This window comes from Sphingomonas sp., from assembly GCF_041661825.1.
GTDB lineage: Bacteria > Pseudomonadota > Alphaproteobacteria > Sphingomonadales > Sphingomonadaceae > Sphingomonas.
This window is the reverse complement of record NZ_JBAZTU010000001.1, coordinates 631,554-649,058: the sequence shown is the minus strand read 5'-3', so window position 1 is coordinate 649,058 and position 17,505 is coordinate 631,554. Positions and strand designations below refer to the sequence as shown.

The following is a 17,505-nucleotide window of genomic DNA, read 5'->3' as shown; positions in this document are numbered from 1 at the left end:
GCATCCGGTGACTCCCCTCCATCCACCGTCCCGGGGAGGAAGAACGACCCAAGGCCGAGGCACTGGGCGGAAGGAAAGGAATCTCCTGCGCTTATCTCTAGCCAGTGGTGGCGGCGGCGTCGAGCCGAACGCGGCGCGATTGCTCGATCCGTTCCATTTTGCGCACCGGCACCCTAGATAGTCGGCCATGACCCCCAAGCATCTCGGCCAGGCCAGCGCGCTGCCCGCTTCTCCCGAAGAGGCGGTGCTCGATTATGTCCCCAATCCGCGCCCCGGCCGCCTCTATCTGGTGCGTTTCGCCGTGCCCGAATTCACCTCGCTCTGCCCGGTGACGTCGCAGCCCGATTTCGCGCATCTCGTGATCGACTATGCGCCGGGCGAGACGATCGTTGAATCGAAGTCGTTGAAGTTGTTCCTCGGATCCTTTCGCAACCACCAGGCATTCCATGAGGATTGCACCGTTGGCATCGGCGAGCGGCTGGCGGCGGAGATGAAGCCGGTCTGGCTCCGAATCGGCGGCTATTGGTATCCGCGCGGGGGCATTCCGATCGACGTGTTCTGGCAGTCAGGACCGCCCCCCGAGAGCCTTTGGCTGCCTTCCCAGGATGTCCCGGGATATCGCGGGCGGGGCTGAGCCGTTCATTTCGGCTTAATCTTGACCTAGATTATCGCGAATCTCTTGTTGCGCTGCAGCATTGCTGCAACCATATTGAAACTTGGCCGTTCGTGGGAGGCAATTCCGGGGCTCCCAGCCCCGTTTCACAAGAGGTTTCAATCGATGGCTCTATCGGAAAAGGTCGTGACCCCGATCGATCACCTGGCACTGATCGGCAATTTCCTCCCTCGGAAATGCGGCCTTGCAACATATACTACCGATACGTTCACTGCGTTGAAGGGCCGATTCCCTGACCTGAAGATCGACGTCTATGCGATGGACGACCATCCCGGTCGCTACGATTATCCAGCCGAAGTGACCGCGAGCATCCCCGACCAGGACCGACTCGCCTATATCGAGGCCGCCCGCGCGATCGAACGCAGCGGCGCGCAGGCGCTCTGGGTCCAGCACGAATATGGCATTTATGGCGGGCCGGCAGGCGAGCATATCCTCGCCTTGCTCGACCGGGTGTCGATCCCGGTCATCGTCACGCTCCACACCATCCTCGAAAAGCCCAGCGCCGATGAGCGCCGGGTGTTGGAAGGGCTGCTGCGTCGCGCCACGAAGATCGTGGTGATGGCCGAGCGCGGCCGCGAGATTCTGGAGCGCGTCTACAGCGCCAAACCCCGCTCGATCGTGATGATCCCGCACGGTGTGCCGGATCGCGCGTTCGTCGACCCCGAGACGCTCAAGGCCCGGTTCGGTTGGCAGGGGCGCAAGACGCTGCTGACCTTTGGCCTGCTCGCGCCCAACAAGGGCATCGAGACGATGATCGATGCGCTGCCGGCGATCGCCGCCGAGCATCCGGACGTTCTCTATGCGGTGCTCGGTGCGACCCACCCGAACCTGGTCGCGCATGAAGGCGAGGCCTATCGCGAGCGGCTGAAGACGCTCGCCGAGGAGCATGGCGTCGCGGGGCATGTCGAGTTCATCGATGCGTTCCTCGAGCATGACGACCTGATCGACTACCTGCAGGCCGCCGACATTTATGTGACGCCGTACAACAACCCGGCGCAGATCACGTCGGGCACGCTGTCCTATGCCGTCGGTGTAGGAAAGGCGGTCGTCTCGACGCCTTATGTCCATGCGACCGAGATCCTGGCGGACGGGCACGGCGTACTGGTCGACTTCGGCGATAGCGCCGCCTTTGCGCGCGAGATCAACGGACTGCTGGGCAGTGATCGCAATCGCATCAACCTGTCGGAGCGCGCCTATGCGCGCGGCCAGACGATGATCTGGCCGCGCCTTGCCGAAGTGGCAATGGGCGAGATCGCCGAGATGGTCGCGACCAAGCCGCGCCGCCTTGCGCCCAAGGTGCGCCTGACGCCGCTCAAGCCGGATATCGCCGCCGTCGAGCGGATGAGCGATTCCACCGGCATGCTGCAGCATTCGATCTATTCGGTGCCGGATCGCCGCCATGGCTATTGCATCGACGACAATGTCCGCGCGTTGATGCTGATGACCGCGATCGACACGCTGGACGAAGGCGTGCGCGACAAATGGATGACGGTCTATGCGTCCTTCATCCAATATGCCTGGAACCCGGACAAGCGCCGTTTCCGCAACTTCATGAACTTCGATCGTACCTGGTGCGAGGATTTCGGATCGGAAGATTCGAACGGCCGTACGATCTGGGCGCTGGGCGTGACCGCGCGTCGTTCCACCCTCGCCAAGCATCGCGACTGGGCGGTGCGGCTGTTCGACGAGACCGCGTCGCTCGCCTTCGAGCTGGGCAGCCCGCGCGCGCAGGCCTTCGCCATGCTTGGCGCAGCGGCGATGCTCGGCGCGCATCCGGGGCATGAGCTGGCGCTCAATATCCTCGAGCGCTTCTCCAACGACCTGCTTGCCCTGGTCGAGGAAGCGCGGCGGCCGGAATGGGAATGGTTCGAGATCGTGCTGGCGTACGACAATGCGCGCCTGCCCGAGGCACTGATCCGCGCCGGTATGATGCTGGGGCGCGAGGATCTGCTGAAATGCGGCCTCTCCACCCTGAGCTGGATCGTCGCGCAGCAGACGTCGCCCGAGGGCCGCTTCCGCGCGATCGGCACCGAGAGCTTCGGCCGCGCCTATGAAGAGCCGCTGCCGTTCGACCAGCAGCCGCTCGAGGCGCAGGCGACGATCGACGCCTGCTCCGCCGCGTTCAGGGCGACCGGGGACTCGCGCTGGGTCGAGGAAGCGCAGCGCGCCTATCGTTGGTATCTGGGCCAGAACGATCTCGACCTGCCGCTGGCGACGGCGCAGGACGGCGGCTGTTTCGACGGGCTGATGCCGACCGGCCTGAACCGTAATCAGGGCGCCGAGTCGATTCTGGCACTGCAATTGGCATCTTGCGCCATTTCGGGGCTTTCAAAGCGGGTCGAAAGCGTGGCAGGACCGGAGCGCGCCGTCGCATAGCCTCGCTAGCGACGTCGCCAAGACGTCATTGGTGCGAGGCCCACACGTGATCGACCTGTTTCACCACGCGCTGCGGTTGCATGCCGATCCTTCCCGTGTCGTGGTGCGTCCCTTCCATCTGGCCTGGGCCGGAAACGGCGGCAGCCGCACCGAGCGGCTGGTCAGGGAAGTGCTGGAACTGGACACGGCGGCGACGCGCGCGGAACTGGAACTGGTGCTCAAGGATTTCGAGGCGCGTCACTGGCAGACGCGGCGCGTGTTCATGACGCGCTATGACGAGATCGAGGAAATGCTCGGGCTCGATGGCAGCGAGATCGGCGACGAGAAGCGTCAGCTGATCGGCGCCTATTTCTGCCATGAATACAGCTATGCCGCCGCGGCGTTGATGAACCCCAGCGCCGTGCCGCATTTCGACCAGACCGGCATGCCGGAAGGATCGCTGCGTATCCTGATGTCACTGCGCGCGGTGGGCGAGGGGCATATCTCCTCGGTCGCCTTTCGTGAGGGGATCATCACCAGCAAGAATGAGCTGAAGCTGGCGCCGGAGCCGCCTTTCGCCACCGCGACCGATGCGGTCGGCCAGGACGAGGAAGAGCTGCCCGAAGGCGAGATCACCGTTTATCGCCACCGCGATTCCACCCTGTCGGGCACGGTGATCTTCCCGATCACCGCCGCGCAGTCGAAGGGGCTGGAGGATCTGCGCCTCGTCAAGTTCACCCATGACGACGGCTCGGCCGAATGGCTTGGTACCTATACCGCCTATAATGGCTCGGCGATCCAGTCCGAGCTGCTGCGCACCCGGGACTTCCGCGCGTTCGATCTGGTGCCGATGACGGGGCCTGCCTCGCGCAACAAGGGCATGGCGCTGTTCCCGCGCAAGATTGGCGGTCAGTATATGATGATGGGCCGGCAGGACGGCGAGAACCTGTTCCTGCTCAAGTCCGACACCCTCACGCACTGGGAAGAGGGCGAGAAGCTGCTCACCCCGCATTATCCCTGGGAGCTGGTGCAGATCGGCAATTGCGGCCCGCCGATCGAGCTCGACGAAGGGTGGCTGATGCTGACTCACGGTGTGGGCGCGATGCGTAAATACTCGATCGGGGCTGTGCTGCTCGACAAGGAGGATCCGTCCAAGGTGCTCGGCCGCACCTGCGAGCCGATCCTGGCGGCGGCGCATGAGGATCGCGAGGGCTATGTGCCCAATGTGGTCTATAGCTGCGGGGCGATCCGGCATGGCGACAAGCTGTTCGTGCCGTACGGCGTGGCGGACAGCTCGGTCGCGTTTGCGTTTATCGATATCAAGGTGTTGCTCGGGGCGATGTGAGGCTTGCCTTAAGCCCCTCCCCTTCAGGGGAGGGGTTGGGGGTGGGGGACTCCGAGCCACCATTGAGTGCTGTATTTGCGGGACTGCCCCACCCCAACCCCTCCCCTGAAGGGGAGGGGCTTAAGAGGTCACCGCGCCATTGCCTTCGTCCGATTGTAGAGCAGCCAGATCAGGCCTGCGAACGCCACCGGCGCGGCGAACAGGGCGATCGTCTCGAAGCTCGCACCCACCACCGCCAGCGGCGCGTCCTTGCCCGAGGCGCCGACGATGCCGGCAAAGGCCACCCCGAACAGGCTCTCGCCGACGATCAGGCCGGTTGCGGCAAGCGTGCCCATGCGCTCGGCAAAGTCGGGGTTGCTCTGGCGCCTAGCCCATTTGTCGTAGAAATGGCCGATCAGCGCGCCGACCGGGATGAGCAGGGTCAGCGCCATCGGCAGGTAGATGCCCATGCCGACGCCGAGCGGAGGCAGGCGCATCTTGCCGGCGCGGCCGAGCATTTCGTCGAGGAAGATCACCACCACCCCGATGCCGGCACCGACGCCGATCAGCCGCCAGTCGAGATCGCCGCCGAGCACGCCCTTGGCGAGCGACGAGATCAGCGCCGCCTGGGGCGCGGCGAGCGCGGTTTCCTTGGCGTTGGGCGCGCCCTGGAAGGTGAAGGCGGTGTTGAGCAGGTCGAGCACCGGCGGGATCACCAGCGAGCCGAAGATCACGCCGAGCACCAGCGCGAACTGCTGTTTCCACGGCGTCGCGCCGACGAGCTGGCCGGTCTTCAGATCCTGGAGATTGTCGTTGGAGATGGTCGCGACCGAGAAGACGATCGCGGTCGTGAACAGCGCATAGGCGATCAGCGCGTTGGTACGCGCCACATCCGTGCTGTGGCCGTAGATAGCGACGAGCAGCAGCGAGGCGCCGAGCACGGCCAGGATGCCGACGCCTGAAACCGGGCTGTTCGACGCACCGATCAGGCCGGCCATGTACCCACACACCGCGGCGATCACGATGCCGATGACGAGGATGTAGAGGATCGTGCCGAGGATCACCGCGAAGCCGTGATCATGGATCGGGCCGCCGGCGGAGAAGCTCCACAACAGGTACGCGATCGGGGGTAGGGTGCCGAGGATCGAGAGGCCGACAATGCCGATCGGCAGGTCGCGCTCGGTCAGGTCGAGGATCGAGCCGGCCTGGCGCGCGCGCGACGCGGCCATGGCGGAGCGGATGCCGCCGATGATCGGGCCGAGAATCTTGAGCAGGGTCCATATCGCCGCGACGCCGATCGTGCCGGCGCCGATGAAACGGACTTCGGAGCGGAACACGGTGCTGACGACCTTGTCGAGGTCGCCCGGGACGCCGCTGGTAAGATAGGGCATCAGGCCGCCCCAGGCGATGATCATGCCAAGAAACATCGCGGCGCCGACCGACAGGCCGACGAGATGGCCGACGCCGATCAGCGCCATGGAGAAGCTGGTCGAGGCGCCGGTCGCGCTACCGCCGATGCGGAAGTTCTTCACCGCTTCGCCCGCGACGAGCTTCATCGCGGCGAGCAGGGCAAAGCCGGCGGATACGACCGAGCCGAGGATGATGACGCGCAGGCCCTTGGCATTCTCCTCGTCGCCGTCTTCCGCGGCGCCGACCTTGAGCACTTCGGCCGCGGCGACGCCTTCGGGATAGGGCAGGTCCGATCCGGTGACGAGCGCCCGGCGCAGCGGCACCGAGAACATCACGCCGAGGATGCCGCCGACCGCGCAAACTGCTGCGGTGGTCCAATAGGGGAAGCCGGTCCACCAGCCGACCAGGATCAGGCCCGGCAGCACGAAGATGATCGCGGCCAGGGTGCCCGCGGCGCTCGCGATCGTCTGGACGATGTTGTTCTCCAGGATGTTGGCATCCTTGAAGAAGCGCAGGATCGCCATGGAGATGACCGCGGCCGGGATCGAGGTGGCGAAGGTCAGGCCGACCTTCAGCCCGAGATAGACGTTCGCGGCGGTGAACAGGACGGTGATGAGCCCGCCCAGGATGATGCCGCGGATGGTCAGCTCGGCGAGCGGACGGGCGGCTGGGGTCGTGGATGCTTGCATGGGGTCATGTGGCATAACAGGGCGGGTCTGGGACAGTGGTTTCTGTCGAGACGAGTTTTGCCCCCAATCCCTCCCCCGAAGGGGAGGGGCTTTTCAAACCCGCCCGTAGCGCCTCTCGTACAGCCAGCCGCCGAGCCACACCGTCGGAAACGCCGTTATCGCCAGGGCGATCGGATACCATCTCGGGCCGAGATTCAGGTTCCAGCTCACCAGCACCCCCGCGATCCCGCCGAGCGTGCCGATCACCGCCAGGATGATCACGTGCCGCATCCGTGCACGCGGGGCGAGCCAGGCGGTGACGAAGCCGCCGGCGACGGTGAAGAGGCAGCGGTAGCTCAGGGCGAGGAGATTGAGCCACGGATCCCACATCGCGCCGCGCGGGATGATCCCGGTGGAATGCATGATCTCGTCGGTGCCGTTATGAGTCACGACGACGAGGATGAAGCCCGCAAGTACGGCGGCGACGCTGCGGAGATAGAGCCACAGCATGCTGGCTGGTCGATCGGTCATTCGGCACTCCCCCGGTAGTCTGCTGATGATGCCACAGCTTCCCGAAGCTGGACAGGCCGTCCGCCCGCTGATTCCCGCCGTTGACCGGGCAGTATGATGTATATACATCATGTTTGTGGCTTCTCCCGCATCTTCCGATTCTCCCTGTGCGTGCACGTCGTTGCGCAAGGCCGCACGGGCGGTGTCGCGGGTCTATGACGACGCGTTGAGCGGGACGGGGATGACGATCGCGCAATTCTCGGTGCTGCGGCACATCGCGCGAGGCGGGGAAATGCCGCTGAGCCGGCTGGCCGAAGCACTGGTGATGGACCGGACGTCGCTGTACCGCGCGATCGCGCCGTTGGAGCGGCAAGGCTGGATCGAGGTCGCATCGGCCGCGCGCGGACGGGCGCGGATCGCGTCGCTGACTGAAGCGGGAAGCGCGGCGATGGAGGGCGCCACTGGCCCCTGGCGCGCGGCGCAGGAGCGGCTGATCGGCGCATTCGGTGCGACCGAGTGGACCCGGCTCGAGACCCTGTTGCGCGGTGTGGTCGATGTGGCCGGCCCGGCCCATGACTGATGTGCGAGGAATGTCGATGCGGTTGAGCCGCCTGTCCGCCCGGGCGCCCTATATCGTCGTCGGCGTGACGTTTCTGGCGCTGCTGATCTCGGCCGGGCTGCGCTCGGCACCCGGCGTGATGATGGTCCCGCTCGAACTGCATTTCGGCTGGGACCGGGCGACCATTTCCTTCTCGGCGGCGGTCGGCATCTTCCTCTACGGATTGGTCGGCCCGTTCGCGGCGGCGCTGATGATGTCGCTGGGCATCAAAAGGACGATGCTCGGCGGCCTGCTGCTCATGTCCGCCGCAACCTTTGCGAGCCTGTGGATGACCGCACCCTGGCATTATGTGCTGAGCTGGGGCGTGCTCTCGGGCGTCGGCAGCGGCGCGGTCGCGTCGGTGCTGGGCGCAGCGGTGGTCAATCGCTGGTTCGCGACCCGGCAGGGGCTGGTGATGGGCATGCTGAGCGCGAGCACTGCGACCGGCGCGCTGGTGTTCCTGCCGTTGCTCGCCTGGCTGTCGAGCGCGGGCGCGTGGCGCCCGGTGGTGATCGCGGTGAGCATCGCCTGCCTCGCGCTGATCCCGCTCGTGCTGTTCTTCGTACCCGAGCGGCCCGGCGATGTCGGCATCAGGCGTTTCGGCGAGACCGATGCGAGCGAACCACCGCCGCCGCTGAAACAGGCCGCGACGCCGATGCTGGCTTTCGAGGCGTTGTTCCGCGCCGGGCGCACCCCGATCTTCTGGTTGTTGTTCGGCACCTTCTTCGTTTGCGGCCTGACCACCAACGGGCTGGTGGGGACCCATATGATTGCGTTTTGCGGCGACCATGGCATTGCCCCGGTCGCGGCGGCGGGGCTGTTGTCGATGATGGGGCTGTTCGACCTGGTTGGCACCACTGCCTCGGGCTGGCTGACCGACCGCTATGATCCGCGCAAGCTGCTCTGCGTCTATTACGGCCTGCGAGGACTCTCGCTGATCGCCTTGCCCTTCATCGACTTCGGCGCGGTGAGCCTGACGATCTTCGCGATCTTCTACGGGCTCGACTGGATCGCAACCGTGCCGCCGACGGTGAAGCTGACCAACATGTCGTTCGGCGAGCGCGATGCGCCGATCGTGTTCGGGTGGATCATGGTCGGGCACCAGATCGGGGCTGCGACCGCGGCGTTCGGTGCCGGGGTGATCCGCGAGCAGGCGGGCACGTATCTGCCTGCCTTCCTGATCGCAGGCGGGTTCGGGGTAGCTGCGTCGGTGTTGATCGTGGCGACCGGGCTGGCGGGCCAGCGAGTCGCGCGGGCGGTCTGAGCGGCGATTCTCCAACAGGCCCACCTGTTTTCACCTGTTATTTCAGGCCGATTTTTTTCTCACCTGTTATGTTGGATTTTGTAGGCCGATTTCAGGTTGTTTTTCAATAGGATGCCGCCGCCCACCTGTTATCGGGATAACAGGTGCGGAACAGGTGAATAACAGGTGCCGATTCCGCGGAACAGGCAATGAGAATGAGCGGGCCCTCTGGTCGTTTGCGAGCGAACTTAGGGTAGGCGCGATGATAGCGCGGGTGGTGGGGGTTTGAATCAAGGTCGGTTCCGGAACTGGATTCAGTCAGGGTGAGTGCATGTATTTTTTCGTCTTCCCCGGCGAAGGCCGGGGTCCAGTTGGAATGGTCTAGTGAAGACGCGCGGCGCCTGATTACCGCCGTTCCCCAACTGGACCCCGGCCTTCGCCGGGGAAGCGTAAATGTTGAAAAACCTACAATCGCGAACGAGGCCGGCAAGCGGATCAGCGGGTCAATCGAGCCCATTGTCGAGGAACCGCTCGGCAACCGCGCAGTGCATGGCCACCCCGCGGGCCATGACCTCTTCCTCGATGGTCATGCGGGTATTGTGGAGCGGCGGGTTGGTCGTGGCGTCGCTGCCCTTGGGCGCGACGCCGAGAAAAGCCATCGAGCCGGGGATTTCGCGCAGGACATAGGAGAAATCCTCGCCGCCCATGATCGGCGCCGGCATGGTGCGCCAGGCGTCAGCTCCGCCCAGCTCCTCTGCCACGCTGCGCATCAGGCCAAGCGCACGGGGATCGTTCATGGTGACGGGATAGCCGTCGTCGATCACCACTTCCGCCGTGCACCCATGAGCGAGCGCGATATGCTCGGCGATGCGGGTCAGGCCCTCGCGCGCCTTGGTGCGGGTGGCATTGGAGAGGGTGCGCAGCGTGCCCTTCAGCTTCACTTCGTCGGGCACGATATTGTACGCCGAGCCGGCGTTGATCTGGGTGATCGACAGCACCGCCGGATCCGTGACCGGGATCTGGCGGGCGATGAAGGCGCTGAGTGCCGTCACGATCTCGCAGGCGACCGGGATCGGATCGATCCCCTCATGCGGCATGGCGGCATGGCCGCCCTTGCCGCGGACGTTGATGTTAAGCGCGTCGGTCGAGGCGAGGAGCGCGCCCGGGCGGCTCCAGAACACGCCGGCAGGCGCGTTGGGCATGATGTGGAGCGCGAAGGCTGCCTCGGGCCGTGGCTCGTCGAGCAGCCCGTCTTCCATCATGTAGCGCGCGCCGTGATAGCCCTCCTCGCCGGGCTGGAACATGAAGACAACCGAGCCCGACAGCCGGTCGCGCCGCGCGCAGAGCGCGCGGGCGGCGCCGACCAGCATGGCGCTGTGCGCGTCATGGCCGCAGGCGTGCATCGCATTCGGCACCTGCGAGGCGAAGGGCAGACCGGTCTCCTCCTGCATCGGCAGCGCGTCCATGTCGCCGCGCAGCAGCACGGTACGGCCATTGTCGCGGCCGCCGCGCAGGATCGCGACGAAGCCGGTGGTCGAGGTCCCCTCGCGATATTCGAGGGGAAGCCCCGCCAGCGCCGCCTTGATCTTGTCCGTGGTGCGCGGGCAATGCAGCCCGATCTCCGGGTCGGCATGGATGGCGCGTCGAAGCTCGACCACATCGGCAAGCTCGGCCTCGGCAGCGGCGCCCCAATCCTGATGAAGATCGAGAGTGGCGTCCATTAGTCGAGTCCTTTGTTGCATTGCCGAAGGGCGAGCCTACGCCTCGGGCAGCGCCGCTTACAAGCCCGCCTTACAAGCCCAGCGCGGCCTTGATCTGCCCCCAACGCACCAGCTTGAAGTTCTGCGCCCTGGGTGGGTTCGCGCCGTCCTGCGCGATCATGATGCCGTCGGGGAAGGCGGGGCCGAAATCGCCGGTCGCGATCTCGATGCCGTCGGTCTCTTCGGTCGAGCCGAACGAGCCGGGCGCGATGCGGTAGCGGCCGACATAGGAATCGTCGGCGAGGCGATAGACGGCATAGGCATTGTCGCCCTGGCTGGAGACGACGAGATAGCCGCTATCGCCTTCCTGCGCGATCGCCACGCCTTCGGCATCCGCCACGATCTGCTTGCCGTCCGCGGCCGCGATCTTCACCGGCTCGACCGGGCCGTCGGCGCGGGCATCGAAGCGCCAGAGACCCACATCCTCCTCGGCGACATACAGGCGCGCGGTGCGCGGATCGACCGCGCAACCCTCGGATTGAGTGGCGAGTTTCATCGTGCGGACGATCCTTGCCTTGGGCGTCGCGCCCGCCACGTCGAGCGCGAGCTGGCGGATCGTGCCGTCCTTTGCGACCATGAAGGCGTAGAGCGCGGTCGGCGTATTGTAGAGGCACATGCCGTACGCCTCGCCCGCGCCCGCTGGGACACGTCCAAGCGTAGCCAGTTTTGCGGAGGCGGGATCGAGCGTGAACAGGGCGACCTGCGCATTGAGGGGATCGTTGCGGTCGCTCGCGGCGACGATGATCCGGCCGTCATGCTCGGCGAGCGCGACATTGTTGACTCGCCCTGCGTCGTGGAAGTCCCGGGCCTTGCCGTCCAGGCCGTAGACATAGAGCCCGGCCTTCTTGTCGGTGCCGATGATCAGGCTCGCTGCCGGCGTTGCTGCGTTGCGCCAGATCGCAGGGTCGTCGGCTGCATCGGCGTTCGCCGTGGCCACTGCCTCGGTCTCTCCGGAGGCCTGGACGGTGGCGGTGGGCAGAGGGGACGGGACCATCGCAGGAGGCGTCTGCGCCTGTGCACTGTAACTTAGAAGTAACATGAATGTCATTGAAATGTAACGGATATCGCACTTGCAGTTCATGTTCGACTCCTACCGGCGGTTTCGAGGCGCCCGTTCGCACGCGCCGCATAATCGGTCAATTCATCGCAAAAGGGGTCTGTCATGGTTCGCAAGGGGACATTTCTAGGGGGCTGCGCGCTCGTCGCGCTCTTGATGCCGATCAATGTCGCGATGGCGCAGGAAGTGCCGGGCGAAACGCAGACCGAGGAATCGACCGAGAGCGCCAGCGACATCATCGTCACCGGCCAGATCGCGTTCCGCAACCGCACCGAGGATACCAACCCGGTGCTGTCCTACGACCTGGAATATTTCCAGCGCTTCGAACCGGTCTCGGTCGGCGAAATGCTGAAGCGCGTGCCGGGCGTCACCTTCACCTCCGACGTGCTCGAATATGACGCGGTCCAGTTCCGCGGCCTGCCGCCGGGCTATACCCAGGTGCTGATCAACGGCCGCCGCGCGCCGGGCGGCGAGGCGGATCGCAGCTTCTTCGTCGACCGCATCCCGGCCGAGCTGGTCGAGAAGATCGAGATCGTCCGCTCGCCCCGTGCCGACCAGCCAAGCGAAGGCGTCGCCGGCACCTTGAACATCGTGACCAAGGAAGCCGCGACCTTCAACGGCGGCTTCGCCAAGGTCGGTGCGCTGATCAACAAGGACGGCAAGGCGCGCCCGTCACTCGCCGCCGCTTATGCCGGCACGCTTGGCGACCGCACCTCCTATTGGGCGGCGCTCAACTATCAGGAACGGCGCAACGCCAAGAAGAAGGTGTCGCTGCGCTTCGACGATTTCACGACGGGCCCGCTCGACCAGACCAACCCGGAGTTCAGCGACACCGAGCTGCAGGACGATACGCGCGACGGCAGCGACCTGTCGGGTAGCGCCGAGATCAAGACCACGATCGGCGACGACGGCTTCATCCGCCTCCAGGGTTTCTTCGTCGATACCAATCGCAAGGAAGACGAGGTCTCGCTGACCTATGAGGATGCCGATCTCGATTTCGACGGCGCCGAGACCCAGCATGAGGACATCAAGCAGCGCACCTATGCGATCACCTCGGACGCCCGCATTCCGCTCGGTTTCGGCGATCTTGGCCTTGCGGCAGGCTGGTCCGGCTATCGCGAGAACACGACGACCACAACCTATGAGGGCGACGAAGAGGATCTGAGCGATCTCACGCTCGATGAGGTCGAGAGCATCCATATCAAGGACGATGAATATACCGGCACGGTCAGTCTCGGCTTCGGGGCGGACGCCACGCGCTTCAAACTCGGCGTCGATCTGTTCCACAAGCTGCGCAACGGGTTGAACGACGGCGATTTCCTGAGCGGGGAATTCAAGGTCAAGGAGAACCGGTACGATCCCTATGCGCGGTTCACCTTCGAGCCGAACTCGATGCTGTCGATCGACGCCGGCCTGCGCTACGAGATCACGCGCCGCACGGTTTCCGGCGATGCGCTGCCGACCGTCAGCTACAATGCCGAGACGCTCAATCCGTCGCTCCATTTCCGCTACGCGCCGACCAAGGCCGATCAGTTCCGCGCCTCGATTGCGCGTACCGTGCGGCGACCGAGCTATGATTCGGTCTCGCCGATCGAGCGGGAGGAAGCGCCGGGCGACGACGACATGACCCGCGGCAATCCCGGTCTTCGCAATGAAAAGGCTTGGGGCGTGGATCTGGGATATGAGCGGCGGCTGGGCAGCAAGGGCATCGTCGGCGTCAATTTCTTCTACCGCGACGTCAAGGACGTAATCGAACTCGTCGCGCTGGGCGAAAATCCGGACAATCCCGACGGCCAGCTCTTTACGCCGCGCAACATCGGAGACGGCAAGACCTGGGGTGCCGAGATCGACTTCTCCGCGCCTCTCGATGTGATCGGCATGCCGGATACGGGCCTGTTCGCCAATTACACCTATCTCGACAGCTCGATCCGCGATCCGTTCACGGGCGAGAAGCGGCGGTTCAACAACCAGCCGCACCATGTCTACAATGTCGGCTTCATCCAGACCTTGAAGAAGCTCGACGCAAGCTTCGGCGCGACGGTGTCGGGGCGTAGCGGCGCGACCGAGTCGAACTTCGACGAGACGGTGAACCTGACTTACGATCCCGATCTGGAGGCGTTCGTCGAGAAGCGCATCGGCAAGCATTTCGTGCTGCGCTTCTCGGTGCAGGACATCCTGCGCCGCTCCAAGAAGGAAGCCTTCCTGAAATATGACGGCGATTCGTATCAGGAGATCCTCGACAACCGCCGCGCGGGCGATGTCGATGAGTTCGAGCTGGAGCGCGAGAAGGCTGGGCCGCTGTATCAGGTGACGCTGCGCGCGGCGTTCTGAGGTTTGAGCCTGGTGGTGCCGTCTCCGCATAGGGAGACGGCATCAACACCTTGTTCTTCCCCGGCGAAGGCCGGGGCCCAGTTGGGAAGGCTCCAGTAATGGAGCGGACCGCCTGATTACCAGCGTCCCCCAACTGGGCCCCGGCCTTCGCCGGGGAAGAAGAAGTTAGGGGGCGCCGTCTCCCTCAGCGCCCCTTGAACAACCCGCCCAGAATGCCGCGCACCAGCCCGCCGACGATGCCTGAGCCGGCGCCGCGCGACGAGCCGAACACCGCTTTCGATACCTCGTTCGCGACCGACCGGCCGACCGCCGAGGAGGCGGAGCGGGTGGCAGAGGTGATCGCGCGGTTCCAGGGCGAGTTGGCGGCGGCCCGTTCCGCCTCTTTCTGCTGCTGGGCGGCGAGCTTCGCCTGGCGATCCGCTTCGCGCTGGTCGGCGATGCGCTGGCGTTCGGCTTCCTTGGCGGCGCGGGCGTCTTCCTTCGCCTGGAGCGCGGCGGCCTTGTCGGCTTCCGTCTTCGCAGCGGCTTCGGCGGCAGCGGCGCTCGCTTCGTGCGACTTGGCGGAGAGGATCTCCTCCGCGGACTCGCGGTCGATCAGCGTGTCGTATTTCGACCCGACCGGATCGGTCTGGATCATCACGCCGCGTTCGACCGGGGTGACCGGGCCGACGCGCGAGGCGGGCGGCTTGATCAGGGTGCGCTCGACCGGGGCGGGCGCGCCGTCGGGCAGGAGCAAGGAAACCAGCGCCTCGCCGACCTTCAGCTCGGTGATCGCCTTTTCGACATCGACGCCGGGATTGGCGCGGAAGGTGGTGGCCGCCGACTTTACCGCAGCCTGATCGCGCGGGGTGAAGGCGCGCAGCGCGTGCTGGACGCGGTTGCCGAGCTGGCCGGCGACGGTATCGGGGATGTCGATCGGGTTCTGGGTGATGAAATAGACGCCGACGCCCTTCGAGCGGATCAGGCGCACGACCTGCTCGATCTTCTCGAGCAGCGCCTTGGGCGCGTCGGCGAACAAGAGGTGCGCTTCGTCGAAGAAGAAGGCGAGCACGGGCTTGTCGGGATCGCCGACTTCCGGGAGATGCTCGAACAGCTCGCTCATCAGCCAGAGCAGGAAGGTGGCGTAGAGCTTCGGGCTGGCCATCAGCTTGTCGGCGGCGAGGATGTTGACGATGCCGCGGCCCTTGTCGTCCACGCCGATGAAATCGCTCATCGTCAGCGCGGGTTCGCCGAAGAACTTCTCGCCGCCCTGGCTGCGCAGCTGGAGCAACGAGCGCTGGATCGTACCGATGCTCTGCTTGGAGACATTGCCGAGCGTGGTGGTGAGCTCGTCGGCGCGCTCGCCGCAACTCACCAGCATCGCCTGGAGATCGTCCAGGTCGAGCAGCAGCATGCCCTCCTTGTCGGCGACGTGGAAGGCGATGGTCAGCACGCCTTCCTGCACTTCGTTCAGGTCCATCAGGCGCGAGAGGAGCAGGGGGCCCATTTCCGAGACGGTGGTACGGATCGGGTGGCCCTGCTCGCCGTACAGATCCCAGAATTGCACGGGATTGTCGGCATAATGCCAATCCTCATAGCCGATCTCCTTCGCGCGGGCGGCGAAGATCTCGTGCATCTTGGAGGTGGGCGAGCCGGCCATGGCGAGGCCGGACAGGTCGCCCTTCACATCGGCGACGAAGCAGGGGACACCGGCCGCGGACAGGCCGTCGATGATGCCCTGGATAGTGACGGTCTTGCCGGTGCCGGTCGCGCCCGCAATCAGGCCGTGGCGGTTGGCGCGCTTGAGCTCGAGCTGCTGGCGCTGGCCGTTCGCGTTGCTGCCGATGAAGATACTGGTGCCGTCCGCCATAAGTCCTCCGGAGTTGGGAGGGCGGTATCGCGCGAAACGGGGCAGGACGGAAGGTGGGGAGGGTAAATTCCTCCCAGCTACGTTCCTCCCCATGCGCTGCACGGGGAGGAAATAGGGGTTACTTGATCTTCACCGCGCGGAAGCCGGCGGGGTTGCGGCCGCGCTGGATCAGCAGTGCGACGGTCGTGCGGCCGGCGGCTTTCGCCTGGGTGACCACGCCGGCAAGATCGGCGGCGGTGCGCGTCGGGACGCGGTTCGCCGACAGGATGATGTCGCCGCGCTGCAGGCCCTTGGTCGCCGCGTCGCTCGACTGATCGACATCGACGACCACAACGCCTTGCGTGGTCGGATCGATGTTGAGGCCCCGCGCGATGTTCGGGGTCAGCGGCTGGACCGACAGGCCGATCGCATTGGCGCTTGCCTGCTGGCCGCTTTGCGCACCGCTCTCGGGCAGGCCGTCATCGTCTTCGCCGCCGTTGAGGTTGGCGAGCGTTTCCTCGGACGGGCGGGTGCCGACCAGCGCGGTGATGGTCTGGCGCTTGCCGTCACGAATGATCTCGAGCGGCACGCGCGTACCCGGCGTCGTGTTGGCGACGAGATAGCTGAGCGTCTGATCGGGGGTCACGTCCTTGCCGCCGACGCGGACGACGACGTCGCCCTGCTTCAGACCGGCCTTGTCGGCGCCTTCGCCCGGCTCGATCCGCGCGACGATCTCGCCCTGGTTGGCGGGGAGGCCGAACGCGCCGGCGATATCCTCGGTGATCGGCTGGATGCCGACGCCGAGATAGCCGCGCTTGACCGCGACACCCTTCATCAGCGTGTCGATGATCGGCTTGGCCTCTTCCGCCGGAATCGCGAAGCCGATGCCGACATTGCCGCCGGTTGGCGACAGAATCTGCGAGTTGATGCCGATGACGTTGCCGCCGAGATCGAACATCGGGCCGCCGGAGTTGCCCTGGTTGATCGACGCGTCGGTCTGGATGAAGCGGTCATAGGCGCCGCCCTGGCCGGTCACGCGGTGCAGCGCCGAGACGATGCCGGCGGTGACGGTCGAGCCGAGGCCGAACGGGTTGCCGATCGCGACGACCCAGTCGCCGACGCGGGCGCGGGCCGAATCGCCGAACTTGACGAAGGGCAGGCCCTTCGCCTCGATCTTGAGCAGCGCGAGATCGGACGCAGGATCGCGACCGATCAGCTTGGCGGTATATTCCTTGCGGTCGGTCAGGGTGACCTTGATCGATTCGACCGTGGCGCCCTTGGCGCCGGCCGCGATCACATGGTTGTTGGTGACGATATAGCCGTCGGGCGAGATGATGAAGCCCGAACCGAGCGACTGCGCCTCGCGCGTGACCGGCTGGCCGTTACCGCCCTGGCCCTGGCCGAACTGGCCGAACAGGTCGCCGAGCGGCGTGCCGGAGAAGGGGTTGGTCGGCTGCTGCAGGGTAACGCGCTGCGTGGTCGAGATGTTGACCACCGCGGGCTGCAGCGTGGCGACCATGTCGGCAAAGCTCATCGGTGCGCCGGCCTTGGGGGCGGCGGCGGCGATGGCGCCGGGTTCGTTCTGCGCGACCTGACCTGCTGGCGGCTCCAATGTCATGGCAGCGGCAGCGCCGCTCAGGAGCAGGGCACCGGTGATGGCGTAAGCGTAGCGCACTTGGGTCGTTTCCTCTCGTCTGCCGTATCGCGACAACCGTCCGTGTTGCGGATGGTTGCTGAACGGCGATTGA

12 protein-coding genes are annotated in these 17,505 nt (G+C 65.6%); 6 read left to right on the top strand and 6 right to left on the bottom strand.

The features are described 5' to 3' along the window. The first annotated feature begins 187 nt into the window (after positions 1 to 187). The 3 genes from queF to WC729_RS02830 all read left to right on the top strand — a co-directional run bounded on the left by queF (position 188) and on the right by WC729_RS02830 (position 4,373). Positions 188 to 634 carry a preQ(1) synthase gene (queF, locus tag WC729_RS02840; RefSeq protein WP_372849318.1) on the top strand — a complete coding sequence of 149 codons (447 nt, stop codon included), beginning with the start codon at positions 188 to 190 and terminating at the stop codon, positions 632 to 634. A gap of 144 nt (positions 635 to 778) precedes the next feature. Continuing rightward, the gene (locus tag WC729_RS02835; RefSeq protein WP_372849316.1) at positions 779 to 3,049 is read left to right on the top strand and encodes a glycosyltransferase; all 2,271 of its coding nucleotides are present in this window, start codon (positions 779 to 781) and stop codon (positions 3,047 to 3,049) included. Positions 3,050 to 3,095: 46 nt separating this feature from the next. Then, entirely contained in the window at positions 3,096 to 4,373 is a 1,278-nt protein-coding gene (locus WC729_RS02830) for a glycoside hydrolase family 130 protein (RefSeq protein ID WP_372849314.1), read from the top strand. Positions 4,374 to 4,501: 128 nt separating this feature from the next. Here the strand turns inward: WC729_RS02830 and WC729_RS02825 are convergent, their stop codons facing one another. After that, positions 4,502 to 6,451, bottom strand: coding sequence for an OPT family oligopeptide transporter (locus WC729_RS02825; RefSeq protein ID WP_372849312.1), 1,950 nt, complete (start codon positions 6,449 to 6,451; stop codon positions 4,502 to 4,504). Positions 6,452 to 6,544: 93 nt separating this feature from the next. After that, positions 6,545 to 6,961 (bottom strand): hypothetical protein, encoded by a 417-nt coding sequence (locus tag WC729_RS02820; RefSeq protein ID WP_372849310.1) that lies wholly within the window; start codon positions 6,959 to 6,961, stop codon positions 6,545 to 6,547. Between the two features lie 160 nt (positions 6,962 to 7,121). On the opposite strand from WC729_RS02820, the gene WC729_RS02815 reads away from it, so the two are divergent. Continuing rightward, a complete protein-coding gene (locus WC729_RS02815; RefSeq protein ID WP_372849308.1) occupies positions 7,122 to 7,520 on the top strand; it encodes a MarR family winged helix-turn-helix transcriptional regulator in 399 nt (132 codons plus the stop codon). Positions 7,521 to 7,536: 16 nt separating this feature from the next. Beyond that, the gene (locus WC729_RS02810; protein ID WP_372849306.1) at positions 7,537 to 8,802 is read left to right on the top strand and encodes an MFS transporter; all 1,266 of its coding nucleotides are present in this window, start codon (positions 7,537 to 7,539) and stop codon (positions 8,800 to 8,802) included. 482 nt (positions 8,803 to 9,284) lie between these two features. Here the strand turns inward: WC729_RS02810 and WC729_RS02805 are convergent, their stop codons facing one another. After that, a complete protein-coding gene (locus WC729_RS02805; RefSeq protein WP_372849304.1) occupies positions 9,285 to 10,502 on the bottom strand; it encodes a M20 family metallopeptidase in 1,218 nt (405 codons plus the stop codon). Between the two features lie 70 nt (positions 10,503 to 10,572). After that, positions 10,573 to 11,580, bottom strand: coding sequence for a phytase (locus tag WC729_RS02800; protein ID WP_372849302.1), 1,008 nt, complete (start codon positions 11,578 to 11,580; stop codon positions 10,573 to 10,575). Positions 11,581 to 11,703: 123 nt separating this feature from the next. On the opposite strand from WC729_RS02800, the gene WC729_RS02795 reads away from it, so the two are divergent. Continuing rightward, complete coding sequence (locus WC729_RS02795) at positions 11,704 to 13,929, top strand: TonB-dependent receptor plug domain-containing protein (RefSeq protein WP_372849300.1); 2,226 nt, start codon at positions 11,704 to 11,706, stop codon at positions 13,927 to 13,929. Between the two features lie 184 nt (positions 13,930 to 14,113). Here the strand turns inward: WC729_RS02795 and WC729_RS02790 are convergent, their stop codons facing one another. Both WC729_RS02790 and WC729_RS02785 read right to left on the bottom strand, forming a co-directional pair. Further along, positions 14,114 to 15,778 carry a helicase HerA-like domain-containing protein gene (locus tag WC729_RS02790; protein ID WP_372849298.1) on the bottom strand — a complete coding sequence of 555 codons (1,665 nt, stop codon included), beginning with the start codon at positions 15,776 to 15,778 and terminating at the stop codon, positions 14,114 to 14,116. A 118-nt stretch (positions 15,779 to 15,896) separates the two neighbouring features. Continuing rightward, the gene (locus tag WC729_RS02785; RefSeq protein WP_372849296.1) at positions 15,897 to 17,432 is read right to left on the bottom strand and encodes a Do family serine endopeptidase; all 1,536 of its coding nucleotides are present in this window, start codon (positions 17,430 to 17,432) and stop codon (positions 15,897 to 15,899) included. Positions 17,433 to 17,505: the final 73 nt, after the last annotated feature.

What these genes read in the sequence shown, in the direction of transcription:
- WC729_RS02825 (WP_372849312.1), bottom strand. Translation starts at nt 6,451, where the DNA reads ATGCAAGCATCCACGACCCCAGCCGCCCGTCCGCTCGCCGAGCTGACC.
- WC729_RS02810 (WP_372849306.1), top strand. Translation starts at nt 7,537, where the DNA reads ATGCGGTTGAGCCGCCTGTCCGCCCGGGCGCCCTATATCGTCGTCGGC.
- WC729_RS02795 (WP_372849300.1), top strand. Translation starts at nt 11,704, where the DNA reads ATGGTTCGCAAGGGGACATTTCTAGGGGGCTGCGCGCTCGTCGCGCTC.
- WC729_RS02805 (WP_372849304.1), bottom strand. Translation starts at nt 10,502, where the DNA reads ATGGACGCCACTCTCGATCTTCATCAGGATTGGGGCGCCGCTGCCGAG.
- WC729_RS02800 (WP_372849302.1), bottom strand. Translation starts at nt 11,580, where the DNA reads ATGTTACTTCTAAGTTACAGTGCACAGGCGCAGACGCCTCCTGCGATG.
- WC729_RS02790 (WP_372849298.1), bottom strand. Translation starts at nt 15,778, where the DNA reads ATGGCGGACGGCACCAGTATCTTCATCGGCAGCAACGCGAACGGCCAG.
- WC729_RS02820 (WP_372849310.1), bottom strand. Translation starts at nt 6,961, where the DNA reads ATGACCGATCGACCAGCCAGCATGCTGTGGCTCTATCTCCGCAGCGTC.
- WC729_RS02835 (WP_372849316.1), top strand. Translation starts at nt 779, where the DNA reads ATGGCTCTATCGGAAAAGGTCGTGACCCCGATCGATCACCTGGCACTG.
- queF (WP_372849318.1), top strand. Translation starts at nt 188, where the DNA reads ATGACCCCCAAGCATCTCGGCCAGGCCAGCGCGCTGCCCGCTTCTCCC.